Source organism: Gammaproteobacteria bacterium (assembly GCA_029882975.1).
GTDB lineage: Bacteria > Pseudomonadota > Gammaproteobacteria > SZUA-152 > SZUA-152 > JAJDNG01.
Genome location: JAOUJW010000007.1, coordinates 46840 through 61875, shown reverse-complemented (window position 1 = coordinate 61875; position 15036 = coordinate 46840). Strand labels below are relative to the sequence as shown.

The 15036-nt window shown below is 50.1% G+C and carries 13 protein-coding genes; 5 read left to right on the top strand and 8 right to left on the bottom strand.

Features of this window, described 5'->3' with window-relative positions; genetic code table 11:
• Positions 1–34: 34 nt before the first annotated feature.
• The 5 genes from OEY58_07080 to uvrA all read right to left on the bottom strand — a co-directional run bounded on the left by OEY58_07080 (position 35) and on the right by uvrA (position 7752).
• The gene (locus tag OEY58_07080; protein ID MDH5325210.1) at positions 35–2182 is read right to left on the bottom strand and encodes a nitric oxide reductase activation protein; all 2148 of its coding nucleotides are present in this window, start codon (positions 2180–2182) and stop codon (positions 35–37) included.
• Between the two features lie 6 nt (positions 2183–2188).
• On the bottom strand, positions 2189–3001 hold the full coding sequence (locus tag OEY58_07075; GenBank protein MDH5325209.1) for a CbbQ/NirQ/NorQ/GpvN family protein: 813 nt from the start codon (positions 2999–3001) through the stop codon (positions 2189–2191).
• A gap of 152 nt (positions 3002–3153) precedes the next feature.
• The gene (locus tag OEY58_07070) at positions 3154–4044 is read right to left on the bottom strand and encodes a mechanosensitive ion channel family protein (protein ID MDH5325208.1); all 891 of its coding nucleotides are present in this window, start codon (positions 4042–4044) and stop codon (positions 3154–3156) included.
• A 38-nt stretch (positions 4045–4082) separates the two neighbouring features.
• Positions 4083–4880: a CPBP family intramembrane metalloprotease gene (locus tag OEY58_07065; GenBank protein ID MDH5325207.1), complete on the bottom strand. Its 798-nt coding sequence runs from the start codon at positions 4878–4880 to the stop codon at positions 4083–4085.
• 46 nt (positions 4881–4926) lie between these two features.
• Entirely contained in the window at positions 4927–7752 is a 2826-nt protein-coding gene (uvrA, locus tag OEY58_07060) for an excinuclease ABC subunit UvrA (protein ID MDH5325206.1), read from the bottom strand.
• Between the two features lie 112 nt (positions 7753–7864).
• Between uvrA and OEY58_07055 the strand changes: the two genes are divergently transcribed.
• The 3 genes from OEY58_07055 (at position 7865) to OEY58_07045 (ending at position 10368) form a co-directional block, all read left to right on the top strand.
• The gene (locus OEY58_07055) at positions 7865–9253 is read left to right on the top strand and encodes an MFS transporter (GenBank protein MDH5325205.1); all 1389 of its coding nucleotides are present in this window, start codon (positions 7865–7867) and stop codon (positions 9251–9253) included.
• Between the two features lie 34 nt (positions 9254–9287).
• Positions 9288–9770: a single-stranded DNA-binding protein gene (ssb, locus tag OEY58_07050; protein MDH5325204.1), complete on the top strand. Its 483-nt coding sequence runs from the start codon at positions 9288–9290 to the stop codon at positions 9768–9770.
• A gap of 145 nt (positions 9771–9915) precedes the next feature.
• Positions 9916–10368 (top strand): hypothetical protein, encoded by a 453-nt coding sequence (locus OEY58_07045; GenBank protein ID MDH5325203.1) that lies wholly within the window; start codon positions 9916–9918, stop codon positions 10366–10368.
• Between the two features lie 52 nt (positions 10369–10420).
• Here OEY58_07045 and OEY58_07040 read toward each other — a convergent pair whose 3' ends face one another.
• Together OEY58_07040 and OEY58_07035 are read right to left on the bottom strand one after the other, a co-directional pair.
• Entirely contained in the window at positions 10421–11251 is an 831-nt protein-coding gene (locus tag OEY58_07040; GenBank protein MDH5325202.1) for a hypothetical protein, read from the bottom strand.
• Between the two features lie 184 nt (positions 11252–11435).
• On the bottom strand, positions 11436–12329 hold the full coding sequence (locus OEY58_07035) for a hypothetical protein (GenBank protein MDH5325201.1): 894 nt from the start codon (positions 12327–12329) through the stop codon (positions 11436–11438).
• An 85-nt stretch (positions 12330–12414) separates the two neighbouring features.
• Between OEY58_07035 and OEY58_07030 the strand changes: the two genes are divergently transcribed.
• Both OEY58_07030 and OEY58_07025 read left to right on the top strand, forming a co-directional pair.
• Positions 12415–13320, top strand: coding sequence for a hypothetical protein (locus tag OEY58_07030; GenBank protein ID MDH5325200.1), 906 nt, complete (start codon positions 12415–12417; stop codon positions 13318–13320).
• Positions 13321–13341: 21 nt separating this feature from the next.
• Entirely contained in the window at positions 13342–14655 is a 1314-nt protein-coding gene (locus tag OEY58_07025) for a flagellar assembly protein T N-terminal domain-containing protein (GenBank protein MDH5325199.1), read from the top strand.
• A 12-nt stretch (positions 14656–14667) separates the two neighbouring features.
• On the opposite strand, the gene OEY58_07020 is transcribed toward OEY58_07025, so the two are convergent.
• On the bottom strand, positions 14668–14961 hold the full coding sequence (locus OEY58_07020) for a PilZ domain-containing protein (protein MDH5325198.1): 294 nt from the start codon (positions 14959–14961) through the stop codon (positions 14668–14670).
• Positions 14962–15036 lie beyond the last annotated feature (75 nt).

Below are 15036 nucleotides of genomic sequence, written 5' to 3'. Positions count from 1 at the left end.
TTTATGGCAGTATAACTGCCAGGTAGCAACCTTGCTAAGTGGTCAAACGTCGATAAATATCAGAGACTTTCATTGGTAATTTGCTCACCTCGTCAATCACTGTGTAGGCCGCCGGGCCATACATATGCGGTAAATAGTCTTTGGCTTCCTTGTCTATGGTAATACAGTAAGGGTGAATGCCGCTGCGACGGACTTCCATAAGGGCGCGACGGGTATCCTCAATACCGTATTCTCCACGATAATTGTCGTAGTCATCCGGTTTGCCGTCGGACAAGGCGATTAAGATTCGAGTGCGGGCCTCTATGGTATTGAGCACTTGACCCAGGTGGCGAATGGCAAAACCCATGCGGGTGTAATCTTTGGGTTCGATCGCGCTGATGCGGCCTTTGATTTCATTGTTGTAGGGTTCGTGGAATTGCTTGATTTTGTAAATCTCGCAGCGTTTGCGTGCCATGCCGGAAAATCCGTATATGGCATAACGGTCGCCCAATGTTTCCAGAGTTTCACACAGCAACAGTAACGACTCACGTTCGGCATCGTTAATCCAGCCTTTGGTGGAGCCGCTCATATCCACCATAAAACAAACGGCGATATTGCGTTCCACCCGGTGCATTCGGCTAAACAAATGCTCAGACATTTCGCGTCCGTCTTTACAGTCGGCGAGAGCCTCCACCACTGCATCCAAATCAATATTCTCACCGTGGCTTTGACGCTTGAGATTGCGGTGCTCGTCACGCAGGGCCTCAAAGGTTCGGCGTAAATGTTTTATCAGGCCACTGTATTTGTTCAGCGTGTCCCGGGCAAAGTGGTCAAAGCGGGGTGTGAGTTCCAGTTCGCGTACGGCACACCAATTTTTGCGGTAGTGTTGCCGACGGTAGTCCCATTCATTGTAAAGAAAGGCGCCTTCTTCATGATAAGTACCCTTCCACACATCACTGGGATCGGCTTCCCGGTCAGTAAGCAGGGCGGGATCGTATTCACCCGGACCGGCGGGCACCAGGTATTCATCCGGTATTTCCCCCAGATCCTGTTGAATGGAACTGAGCAGGGCCTTGACTGACTCCGGGGGTTGCACCGGTTGATCATCCAGAGTGATTTCCACATCCAAGTCCTGCGGATTGTTTTCGTGGGTTTTGTTTTGAAACTGAGGCGGTGCTTGTTGTTCTTGTTGCGGTTGTTGTTGGGGTTGTTGTTGGGGTTTGCCCAGTTCCTGCTGCAATTTAAATAAGGCTGTACGCAAGCGTGCTTTTTCCCGCTGCAGGCGTGCATCAATGCAGGCGATGGCTTTTTCCGGATCCAGAATACCTTGATAAGGTAGGGGTTCATAGGGCGACAGATTACCTAAATGTTCCCGGCTCAGGCGGAATACCAAAGCCGTGCCTGTATTCGCTTGGCTCAACCGGGCGGCAATGGCTAGCCATTGCGGTGGTAGTTGGTGTCCTATGCGGCTTTTGATGTCGGTCATGCTACGATACAGGCCGGGCAATTCCCTTTGAATGCAGGACTCCAGACGCAGGGTTTCCATGCAGTGAAACAGTTGGAGCCAGTGACTGTCCTGCTTGTGTTGATCCAGCAAGGCGGGCATGTGGGCAGCAAAGGTGCCAAAACGGGTTTGGGCCCACAACAGTGCCACGCTGGCTTTGTACAGCAGAAAATTGCTGTCTTTGTCATCCATGGTGCTGATGAGTTCGGGTACATACAAGGTTTCGGTGTCGGTGTGGCTATGCAGACTGGTTTTTAAATTCAACTTGCGCCCGGACAGTCCATGGATGAAATGCTGTAATACCACTGAACGATCTTCAAAACTGACACCGGTCTTGCGAATACGGTCCAATTCAACAAAGTTGTCCACATTGCGAATCACTTCCAATGCCGCATGCAGTCCGGTTTTATCGTAGGTATCCATGGCGTGCAAAGCCCAGGTTTCCACCGTGGATTTGTTCAGATGTTCCAATGCGTCGATGGCATGGGTGATAAACTGATAGGCCAGTTGAATATTGGTACCCGCCACTCGCTGTACCCAGCTGAGGATGTAAGCTTGTTGTTCCTGTTCCAATTGCGCCAGAATGCGTGCCGGTGTTTCCGTCTTGATGAAGGAAAACTCCACGTCCAGGCAACGATCCAGCAAGGCTTCAATGTGTTGTGCCGTTAAGGGCGTTTTTTGTCCGGGAGTGTTTTTCACAGCGGTTTAAAACAAGGAAGAGGATAATTCATTGATGGCGGCAAGCATTTCAGGATCGTCGGTCAATGCCTGAGCTATCGCACTATGGCAGGCTACCACCGGCTCTATGCCTTCGACCATCAAATTTGCTGCGTGTACTAACAAACGGGTACTGGCGCCTTCTTCCAAACCACTGCCCTTGAGATTACGCGTCATAGCTGCGAATTTCACCAGCTTGGCAGCCTGGGATGGACCTACGCCGGTTTCCTTGCTGACAATTTGTGTCTCCAATGCCTCATTAGGATAATCAAATTCCAAAGCCACAAACCTTTGTCGGGTGCTTTGTTTCAGGTCTTTCAGCACGCTTTGATAACCGGGGTTATAGGAGATGGCCAGGCAGAAATCATCACCGGCTTCTACCAGTTCCCCCAATTTCTCTATAGGCAGAACCCGACGATCATCGGCCAGGGGGTGAATAACCACCATGGTGTCCTTACGGGCTTCCACAATTTCATCCAGATAGCATATAGCACCGCTGCGCACGGCGCTGGCCAGTGGGCCATCCATCCAGACGGTTTCGCCACCCTTAATGAGATACCGGCCCACCAGGTCTGATGCGGTTAAATCATCGTGGCAGGACACGGTAATCAGAGGTTTTTTCAGTAACCAGGCCATATATTCCATAAAGCGGGTTTTGCCACATCCCGTAGGGCCTTTAAGTAACACCGGTAGTTGGCGTCTATAGGCCGCTTGAAAAATCTTTACTTCATCGCCTATGGGTTCATAGTAGGGTTCTGTGGTAATGAAATACAATTCGGGTTTAAGGACGTTTGCGCTCATTCAAAGGCCTTTCACGGGTTGATGACATGGATTGAGTATTGGAGTGTAGATAGTTGAGTGTCATTCCGGGACATTATACGGATTATTCCAATAACATAAAATAACGCACTTGCCAGGGGCAAAGTGCAGGAGCTGGATCTGTAAGCGATATTCTACTCCGGCAGTGTGTTGCTGTTTGAAGTGGATTCGGGTGTGCTGTGACTGATTTGCACCGGGTGCGCAGCCATGGGAATATTGTGTTGTTGTAACTGTGACACAATATTTTCCAGCACTTGAGATCGAACCGCCGTGCGTTTACGAATATTTTCTATGCGATAGCGCGCTTCCAATAATATTCCTGAAAGCAGATGCCCCCGGCTGTCATCCCACAGTGAGCGTGTAACCATCTCTGCTGTATCGGCAACGACGCCGGGAACGGCATGGATGCAGGGGATGACCAACTGCCTTACTTGGTCGATATCGGCATGGTAAGCCACTTGAAAACGCACCCGTACCCGCAGGGGGTGTTCTTCAAATGAGAAGTTGCTGATGACAGAATTGGATAGAAGGGAATTGGGATAATTCACAATGACGCCATCGGTATTGCGTATGCGCGTGCGGCGTAACCCTATGTTGGTGATGTCGCCCCATGCGCCCCAATGTCTGCCGATGTTTTCTATTTTTACCCGGTCTCCCACCCGGATGGGGCGGTCTGCAATGAGGAATATGCCCGAGAGAATGTCAGCAATGGTTTCTTTGGCGGCAAAACCCAAGGCAACGCCAAAAATACCGGCGCCGGCCAGCAGAGGTGATATCTCAATATGATTAATTTTTAAAATGACAGCAGTCGCAACGAACAAGCCTATGAGCCATAGAAATTGTTTGAGAAAATGGATCAGACGATCATCCAGGTCATTGTTGGTTTTTTCCGCCAGACGACCTATTTTATTGAGCAAAACAAATCGAATCAGAATGAATGCCACTAACATGAGAACAGCTGCCGTCAGGCTTTGTTCCCATTGATTCAGACTATCCCAATAATTGGCCAGTTTTTCCAAGCTCATCTTTTTATCCCGTCAGTTCAAACGCAGGCATTGCTAAGTTAAGGTTTCAATAATATGCGTTTTAATAAGTAAAACCCAGTCAAGGTGACGCAAATACTCAGGCCCAGCTCTGCTACACCGTGGAATTGTACTTCTCCCGTTTCCAGTAAAGGGTCGGCTCCAGAGAGTAAAAATAGAGTATAGGAAATGGTGTTGTAAAAGCTGTGCAGCATAACACTGGGCCATAAAGAGCGAGTCATCACATACAGCCAGCCGCTGACTCCGCCCACAATCAGCGCCACCGGAAACTGGTAAATATTTAAATGATACAAAGCAAACAGCAAGGCGGATAGTGCCACCGCAAGCATTGGGGGGTAATCATTCAGCAGTCCGCGCAAGATAATGCCTCGAAACAGCATTTCCTCAATCAGAGGAGCAATGATGCAAATGAGCAGAAAGGATGTGACACCTCCGGTGAACACCCGTTTGAACATGTCCATGTCCTGCTCCGACATGGGTACAAAGTAAATGACTATAGACGCTAAATCGGAAATCCATACAACAGATCCTGCCGCAATGAGGAACAGGGGAGGACTTAGTACCAGGGCAATGCTTTGCCAGGAAGAGCCGGATTGGTTAAACAAGCGGGTATAACTCAGTTTTTTATAATGCATGATCACCGATAGAACGGTACCCATGGAAATAAGCAGTACAAACAGGGAGTATAAGGGGTCACCCGCTTCAAACTGATAACCGGCGTCATATAAGAATGCGCCCAGAGTAATCTGCAGCACAAATAATACAAAAATAATCGCAAAGGCTTCGGGAAGATTGGGGAATGACTGTTTGTGGTCCAATGCGAGTTTGTCCTTTATTGTGTCACAACAATGTTTATAAGCAATTTTATTCCAGTAGCGGCTTTAGGAACTGTCCGGTGTAGGACAAAGCATGCTGCGCTACTTGTTCCGGGGTACCGGTGGTGACAATGCAGCCGCCTTTGTCGCCGCCTTCCGGTCCCAGGTCAATAATCCAGTCTGCCGTTTTAATGACGTCCAGATTGTGTTCAATAACCACAATGGTGTTGCCATGGTCACGTAAGCGATGTAAGACATCAAGCAACAGCTCAATATCATGGAAATGCAGACCGGTGGTGGGTTCGTCAAGTATGTACAGGGTATCGCCAGTGTCTCGTTTGGACAGCTCTCGCGCCAACTTAATGCGTTGCGCTTCACCTCCCGACAGTGTAGTGGCGCTTTGGCCCAGTTTAATATAACTCAAACCCACTTCCATTAAGGTTTGCAGCTTGCGGGATACGGCCGGAATGGCATCAAAAAACTCGCGCGCATCCTCCACTGTCATTTCCAGTACTTGGTAAATATTACAGCCTTTGTATTTGACCTCCAAGGTTTCACGGTTGTAACGCTTACCCTTACAAACGTCACAGGGTACGTAAATATCCGGCAGAAAATGCATTTCAACCTTAATCAGGCCATCACCTTTACAGGCTTCGCAGCGCCCGCCTTTGACATTGAAGCTAAATCGTCCGGCGGAGTAACCGCGTGCCCGTGCTTCTTTGGTGCCCGCGAATAAATCGCGAATGGAAGTGAAAAGCCCGGCATAGGTTGCCGGGTTGGAGCGGGGGGTACGGCCGATGGGGCTTTGGTCTATATCCACCACCTTGTCAAATTGGTCAATATTGGTGATGCCTTCAAACGGGGCCGGGTCGTTGGGGTTGTTGTTAAGTACCTTGGCGGCGTAGCGATACAGGGTATCGTTGATGAGGGTGGATTTGCCCGAGCCTGAAACGCCGGTGATAGCGCTCATCAAGCCAATGGGGATATCCACGCTCACTTGCTTGAGGTTATTGCCACTGGCCCCTTGGATGCTCAGCATGCGCGCCGGGTCTGTCGGGGTACGTTGCTTGGGTACTTGAATTTTTCGGGTGCGGGACAAGTATTGACCGGTGAGTGACTCAGGTGTGGCGGCAACCTGTTGCGGCGTGCCTTGGGCCACGATTTTACCTCCGTGTACTCCGGCACCGGGGCCAATATCCACGACATGGTCAGCGCTGTGAATGGCGTCTTCGTCGTGTTCCACCACAATGACCGTGTTGCCCATATCGCGCAGATGACGCAAGGTATCCAGCAAACGCTGGTTATCCCGTTGATGCAGGCCGATGGATGGCTCGTCCAACACATACATAACACCCACCAGACCGGCGCCAATCTGGCTGGCGAGGCGAATGCGTTGCGCTTCACCGCCGGAGAGGGTTTCAGCGCTACGATTAAAGGTCAAATAATCCAGTCCCACATTGACCAGAAAGTTAATGCGCTGGGAAATTTCGTTGACGATTTTTTTTGCCACTTCACCTTTGTGGCCGCTCAGGCTCAACTGCGCAAAAAAGTTCTGTGCCTCACCAATGGGCATGGCAGAAATAAGCGGCAGAGTTTGTTCGGCGACAAAAACGTGCCGGGCCGCAGTATTGAGACGAGTGCCGCTGCAATCGGGACAACGCTGGCTGTTGAGGTATTTGGCCAGTTCCTCTCTCACCACATTGGAATCGGTTTCTTTATAGCGCCGTTCCATATTGGGGATAACGCCCTCAAAGGGGTGGTTTCGGCTGGTCTTGCCATTACTGCTGCCGTATTCAAATTCGATTTTTGTTTTACCGCTGCCGTATAACACAATGTTTTGAATATTCCCGGGTAAGTCGTGAAAGGGGGTGTCTTCATCAAATTGATAATGTTTGGCCAGGGACTGAATCAGCGAGTAATAATAGGCATTGCGCCGGTCCCAACCGCGTACAGCGCCGCCGGGCAGGCTCAGTTCCGGGTGCAACACTACCCGCGCCGGATCGAAAAACTGTTTTACACCCAAACCATCGCAACTGCCGCAAGCGCCTGCCGGGTTGTTAAAGGAGAACAGACGCGGTTCTAATTCGGCAATGGAATAGCCACAGTGGGGGCAGGCATACTGGGAAGAAAACACCAGGTCTTGTGTTTTGCCTTTATCCTCATCCATGGACGCCAAATACGCAATGCCATTGCTTAAGGTCAGAGCGGTTTCGAAAGAATCGGCCAAACGCTGTTTCAGATCGGGGCGAATCTTAAACCGGTCCACCACCACCTCGATGCTGTGTTTTTTGTGCGGGTCCAATTCCGGGACCTGGTCCATTTCACAGAGTATGCCGTCTACTCGCGCCCGTACGAAGCCTTGGCTGCGAATTTCATGGAATATCGCCAAATGCTCACCTTTGCGGTCGCGGATCATGGGTGACAGCAGCATCACTTTACTGCCTTCCGGCAGGCTCAGGACTTGATCAACCATTTGACTGACGGTTTGCGCCTCCAAGGCCACGTCGTGCTCCGGACAGCGTGGTGTACCGGCACGGGCAAACAGAAGGCGTAAATAATCGTAAATCTCGGTGATGGTCCCAACCGTAGAACGGGGATTGTGGGATGTGGACTTTTGTTCAATGGAAATGGCGGGGGACAGACCTTCGATATGGTCCACATCCGGTTTTTCCATCATAGACAAAAACTGCCGTGCGTAACTGGACAGTGATTCCACGTAACGACGCTGGCCTTCGGCGTAAATAGTGTCAAAAGCCAGGGAGGATTTGCCAGAACCGGATAAACCCGTGATGACAATGAGTTTATCTCGGGGTAACTCCACATTAATGTTTTTTAAGTTGTGGGTTCTGGCCCCTTGGATCCGAATTTTGTCCATGCTCGTTTTCGCCGCTAAAGTAACCTGCTAATATACGTCGTTTTGCATGTGCATGGCAAAAAAACTAAGGAATACTTACAAAAAACAACGGTAAACGGAAATAAGACCCTCCATGACAAAGAAACAGCAGCAATCCACCGGTATGAATGCATCTGAGCGCAAAGCGGTTTTTTCCTTGGCAGGAATTTACGCCCTGAGAATGATGGGTTTGTTTATGATATTGCCGGTATTTTCCATGTTCGCTCATGATCTACCGGATGCCACACCGTGGTTAATAGGGCTGGCCATTGGTATTTATGGCCTGACTCAGGCTATTTTTCAAATTCCTTACGGCATGTTGTCCGATCGAATCGGGCGCAAACCGGTGATTGTCATGGGTTTGCTTATTTTTGCGGCAGGCAGTGTGGTGGCAGCCAGTGCAGACAGTTTGCTGGTAATTGTGTTTGGACGCGCGCTACAGGGGGCCGGGGCCATCGCCGCGACAGTCATGGCCTTGACCGCAGACCTGACCCGCGAGGAGAATCGTCTTTCGGCTATGGCCATTATCGGTATGAGCATCGGGCTGGCTTTCACCGCGTCTTTGGTGCTGGGGCCGGTGTTGGATCAATGGATTGGCGTGCAAGGTATCTTCTGGCTGACAGCGCTCTTGTCTGTGATGGCCATTGCGGGGGTCATATGGGTAGTGCCGACTCCTGTGAAAAGCACCTTTCATCGCGATGCCATGACGGCACCACAACAGCTGGGCGTGGTACTGAAAAACCCCCAATTATTGCGCCTGGACATGGGCGTGTTTCTTTTGCATATGATGTTGACGGCCACATTTGTGGTCCTGCCTTTGGAGCTGCGCGATTCCGTCCACCTGGCCGCCGAGTCTCACTGGACGGTATACCTGCCCGTTATGCTGTTATCATTGACGATCATGGTGCCATTTGTAGTTATTGCCGAGAAAAAGCGCAAAATGCGCCAAGTCTTTGGGGCCGCCATACTGACCCTGGCCATGGCTGAGTGCGTTTTTATGTTGCTGTCCGACTCCCTGGCGGGTATGGTGTTCGGCCTATTTGTATTTTTTGTAGCCTTCAACGTTCTGGAGGCGACTTTACCGTCATTGGTGGCTAAAATGTCACAACCGGACCTGAAAGGGACCGCCATGGGAGCGTTTTCCAGTTCCCAGTTTATCGGCGCTTTTTTTGGCGGTATGGCCGGTGGTTGGCTCTACGGCGCATTTGGGGTGACCGTAGTGTTTGGTTTTTGCACTATATTGGCTATGCTTTGGTTTTCCCTGGCGATCACCATGCAGAACCCGCGTTACCTGAGCAGTCATCTGATTAACGTGGGTGAAGTGGATGAAGTCAGTGCACGACATTTGGTAACGGAGCTTACGGCTGTAACCGGTGTGGCCGAAGCGGTAGTGGTGGTAGAGGACGGCATTGCCTATTTAAAAGTGGATCTGCACGCTTTGGATCGGGAAGCCTTGAAACGGTTTTCTGCCATTCCGGCGTAACAGGGCAAACATTCTAAAGATGAGGAGATAATTCATGGCACGCGGTATTAATAAAGTCATACTGATCGGCAATCTAGGCAACGACCCGGAAGTAAAGTACATGCCCAGTGGTGAGGCCGTAACGAATATTAGTGTGGCCACCAGCGAATCATGGAAAGACAAAAATGGCGAACAAGTGGAACGGACCGAATGGCATCGCGTGGTGTTCTTTCGTCGCTTGGCGGAAATTGCCGGAGAGTATTTGAAAAAAGGTTCCAAGGTGTACATAGAAGGCAAACTGCAAACGCGTAAATGGCAAGACCAAAGCGGTCAGGACCGTTATACGACGGAAATTGTTGCCAACGAAATGCAAATGCTGGACAGCCGCGGCGGTGCCGCAGGCGGAGCACCGTTTGACAACAATCGTCCTGCATCCCAGTCCAACTCTCAAAACAACGCTCAAAACAATGCCCCCGCCGCCCAGTCGCAAGGCGCCCCGGCCGGTTTTGATGATTTTGATGATGATATTCCGTTCTGAAAATAATTCAGCATGTGATACAAAAAAGCCCCGAACTCAGGGGCTTTTTTGTATAGTAAGATAAACGCAAATTCATGCCTTCCTTGGCGACTAAGCGTTTGTGCTGTCTTACCTTAAACCACCAGCGGCCTAGAGGAATACAGTCATGCGAAAACTGCATATCGTTGCCGGGGTACTTTCTATACCAATCCTTGTGCCGATCGCCCTCTATTCTATTCAGGAGCACAACAAAGGCCCGTTCAAACAAGTGATATTTATTGAAGATGTCCCCGGTGCCAATGATCGTTACGTGACATTTACGCCGGTTATGCGTTCTGACCCTTCAATAATTATGGGCGAAACGGTGGGTGCGGATTTTGGGAAATTGCACTATCGTGATTGTGACGGAGACGGCGTTAAAGAAGCGGTTGTTGAAACGGATGAGTTTCTTGAGCTTGGCGATTACAAAAGATCCGTCAGACACGTCTATAAGTTTGTAGAATCAAACAACATGCCGCAGGTGAAGCTGATCAGCAGTGAAGCCATGCCGGAAAAAGATCCTGAGTGGATTGGGCGAGAGGTCAATAGCAAATCCATAAGCCATTTTTGCGACCCATAACAAGTAAAACGGTACTGCAATAACTTACCGTAAGTTACGAATGTAGGAACAGCTAAGGCAAACCAAACAAACGCTGTGCGGCACGTACGCCGGTTTTTTGGTAAGCGTGGTAACTCGCCGCTGCCGCTTTACGGATATTCTGATCCGTGTCACCGGCTATCCAGCGTTTGATAGCAGCATCCAGAGAGTAGGCTTCCGGGGCCATCAGGCCGGTGGTCATTAACAACGGTTTGGCGTTTAGCTTTTCCAGTTGCGATGAGAAATAGGGTCCGCTTTTACAAGCCAGTACAATGGCATCATTATCCGGGTTTGAGTGGGAGGCTACAGGTGTTTCATTGAGCCAGGCCTTCGCGCCACCGTAGTCCATTAAAGCATTGTGGCCGATGTAAGCGATTAAATGGGCTTTGCCACCGGCTTTGATCTTCGTTCCATTGGCGTTGACAGTAATGTTGTCATGACCACCGTTATAGCGCAGGAACTGCTTAATTGTGTCGCTGATGAAACGGCCGTCCCAAGCATCGGCAACCAGATAAACATCGATGATTTTATCGTTGCGATTGAAGAGTTTGTGCAATACACGGCGTTCCAAGATACGTTTGTCACCGGGATCCGGTAAAGCTACTGTTTTCCAACCACCATCACGTTGTAAGTAAGTCTTTACCCCGTATCGGGCGCCCCAATAGAGATTGTGTTTGGCATCCTGTCCGTTACCAATGGCAGCGGGCACCGGGACAATCCATTGGTTTTTATTATCCGCTAAAGCCACCGAAAGCTGAATAACGATGGGTTTATTCGCAGCAATATCCTGCTCCAGGCGCGCCTGGCCCGCTACAGCGTTTCCCCAAAAACAAGAAATAAACCCTGCGATCAGTAGTTTGTTCATCACTGCTTACACCATTTAATTGATGGTTAGATGCAGTAACTACAATTTAGTTTCAACTGTGGATACCAACTTGCTCCTGTATCGCAATTTCATGCTTAGGTTACTGTTAGATGGGCCGACCTGAATGGGTATTCCCCAACCGCATTGCGTTGGGGGCGAATGGATTGAATCGCAACATACGCGGTTATAACAACGACTTCCTCAATATCATCGGCGTACCCAGGCTGTATGGGTGTACTATGGCGTCGCCTTCTTTGAAGTAGTTTTTCCAAAAGGTTTTGAGTGGGTTGATAACTCTGGGGCTGGCGTAGAAATTTTTGTCGGAGATGTGGCCCAGGCCGAGCATGTAGACGGTAGCTTGGTTCCACTTGGGGATGAGTTTGTTGCGTCGTGCTTGTTGTAAGGCGCGCCTGGAGTTGATAATGCGGATTCTGCCTCTTTGATGGAAGCTGAGCAAGTTGCTGTTTTCCAGGCCATCGCTGACCAGTAGTACGGTTTTGTCTTTGGTCTTGTCGTCCTTAACGATTTGCCGAGCAAAGTCTTTTAGGGCGTGTAATAAATTGGTTTTGGGCAATTTGTCATTGGTGAGCTTTAGAGTTTTGTCTAAGGCTTTTTTTAATTTCTGATCAAATAATTTATCACGTTCGCGCAAGCATTTCAGCAGACGTCTTTTGGGACCGGGGCGGATATGAAACAAGTAGGCTTCGCTGGGTTGGTTATTGCCCACTTCGTCAAAGACCAGTTCGGAGTACTGGCCTTTGATGTTGGCGGAGAACCGGGTGATTTTCACGTTTTCTCCTTGTGAACCCCATTGGGTCACCAGGTTCGTGATGCTGTCTTTCATGTTTTGATTTAAGTTTGTGGTTTGGTCGATGAATACATACAGCGTGCGGGTAGGGCTGAACGGTGGTGGCACCAGACTGGGCTGTCTGTAACATTTATCTAACAATGTACCGGCAAAACTTTGCCCATTGAGGCAACACAACAGCAGGACCAGCGTGATCAATCCCTTTCGCTTTAACTGTGTTTTTTGGAGTTTTGCGCGCCCAATCATGGGTTTGTCAATCCTTTGTTGCATTTCCCTGGTGTTGCTGAATAGCAGAGCAAAATTGGTGCCGATTGTGCAATATCATTGCTGAGTCAAGGATGAGACAGGATTTTGGATGAGAACCCGATTGATAAGATGGAACTTGTTGGTGTTTGCGCTCCTGGCATTGAGTGCTTGCCGTTTGTTTCCCAATTTCAATAGCAATAACTACGCGGATCCGCATACATCCGCTGCCATGAACCCGCAGCAGGAAGAAGGCTATGTTGGTGATGCGATTCCTTTCAGCAATCGAGTATCGGATTTGAACACTAACGCCGTTGGTGAGCGCGGTTCTGTTACTGCAAAATCCCGAGTGCAAGGGGGTAACCTTGCGCTGCCTCCAGGGACTCTAAAGGGGATTGTGAGTTGCGATCAGTTGTTGGCGGACCTGGAAAATACCTTTTACTTTGAGTCCAAGCCCAGCGGCGAAAAGGTCGACCGGATTAAAGTGTCGGCTGTGGGTTTCGGTGCTCAGCCTCGATATTACTTTCCTGAGGCGCAACGTTCCTTGTTAACTCAGCGGGCATCCAAAATTGATGCCTATCGAGTAATGGCGGAAATGGTGGGGGGGTTACGCATTTGGGGCGCAACATCGTTGAGCGATATGGTGGTGGAGCAGGACCGTTATCGCACTGTGGTGGACAGTTATGTGCGCGGTGCACGCGTGGTGAGTATTGAGCCGCAGACGAGCGGGAATTACAAGACCACCTTGGAAATGGAAGTAAACCAAAATTTCCTCAATCGGGTGCTGCCTTTTTTGCGCCCGGCACACAAACACTGTATGGGGCAGATGGGGCGAGCCGATCAGGCATTGCCTTCGTCTTTCATGGGGGCGGACTTTTTAAGCCGTGAATTTACTGCAAGGCATTTAACGGAGGATGACGTGGATGAAGATGAATCGGCTCAGACGAAATCATCGGATTCAAAGTCTTCCAAAGACGCGCCCATTTCCTCACGCAATTCCTTTTACTTTAGCAGGTAGCCGATAGTGAATAGGGAGAGCATGTTATTGCAGAGGATAGGGATTTTCCCGGGACAGTGGGTGGTGTACCTGTGTTTGGTTTCGGTTTGGTCAGTGCATGCACAGAGCGCCACCGATGTCACCGTTGCTGCTGATGTCACCATTGTTGAAGTTAAGGGGCAGGCGGTGATTGGCCCGTCTGGAAAAGTGGCCGCACGTAAACAGGCCATAGAAGACGCCATGGCCCAGGCCGCCTTACAGCAACATGCGGTGGTGCAGTCGCGCAGCGATATGGAAGACCATTCCCTGGTAAGTGATAAGGTCAGTGTGCGAGCGATGGCGTCTGTACGCAAACTGCAAGTTCTGGATGAATGGATAGATGCAGCGAACAGGATTTATACGGTGTTGATTCGGGCGCAGGTTGAGGACAGTAAAACGGCCACTATGGCGGCGCCGCTATTGGCCAATGCAACGGCGAATTCAGCGGCGCTGCGATTGCATGGTGACAATAGAGAGCCTGCTTCCGGTTCTACGGCTTTAGCTGTAAACGATGGTTTGAGACGGTCCCTGGCAGTGACGCAGTTTCAGATTGCAGATCGTCTGCAAATTCATGATATGCCGGATCTGGAGGTTTTGCTGGCAAAAGAGTTGTTGCAGCGTTTGGATCGTACCGGGGCGTACCGCACCGTAGATGCAACTTCCTATCTGTTGTCGCAATCCGCACAAGCCTTCGAGGGCTTGGGTGTGAGTGAAACGGAAATGATGTCGCAATTGGCGCGGGAGCTGGGGGTGCAGTTTCTGCTGACGGGTACGGTAAGGGACATGGGTAAAACCGCACATGCGCTCTACATTACTGTTCGGCATGTGGAGTTGGAAGTACAGCTTTGGGATGGTATTTCCGGATTGCGGTTACAGCGGCATCGTTTTAATGCTTCGGTATGGGTGGATCGTCCCTTTGATTTTCCCTTGAGTACACCGGTGATGGCGGATAAATTTTTTGCTGCGCCGGTAGGTCAGGAAATCAACAAGATTCTGCTGCAATTGGTTAGTCGTTTGGATCAAAACCTGCGTGAGTTGCCGTTTTCCACCCGCGTGGTGCAGGTGCAGGGGGCTCAGGTCTTTATTGACAGTGGTGCCGCGGCGCGGGTTAAAGCCGGACATCGTTTTACCGCTTATCAGCAAGGTGCTGCGGTATTCAATGCCCGAGCCGGACATTGGCTCGGGGCACAGGAGTTACCGGTGGCAACGGTGTTGATCAAATCGGTGCAACCGGGTTTTGCCGTTGGAGAAATATTAGGTAAAGGACAGCGCTTGGTCAGTGGCGATATATTGCGTTACGAGGATGCGTCGCCTTAGGGCGGGCAGTTGTCAATGGGTTTCGGTAAAACGGCCGGCGATAAGGTAGCTTTCATCATCTGCGGCTTCGGTGCGTAATACCTCGATTATGGCATTAAACGGTGCCACCAGAATTTTTTCAGGGGTGAGGTTGATATCCAGGATGGTCCCCGGTGCGTAGTCAGTGTGGGCGCTGAACAGAACTCCGGCACCGCTTAAGTTAATACAGCGACCTTGGTGCGTTTCAGATTGGCCGGTCTGACGATAAGTGAGCTCTGCATCGGTATTGATTCGAAAATAGTCTCGCTTTTCAGAGTACTGAACCATGAATGCTCCTTTTTAGTTATGAAGTCAATCGACAGACCCCTACTAAAAATAGTCGATTATTGTGAATAAAGCGAA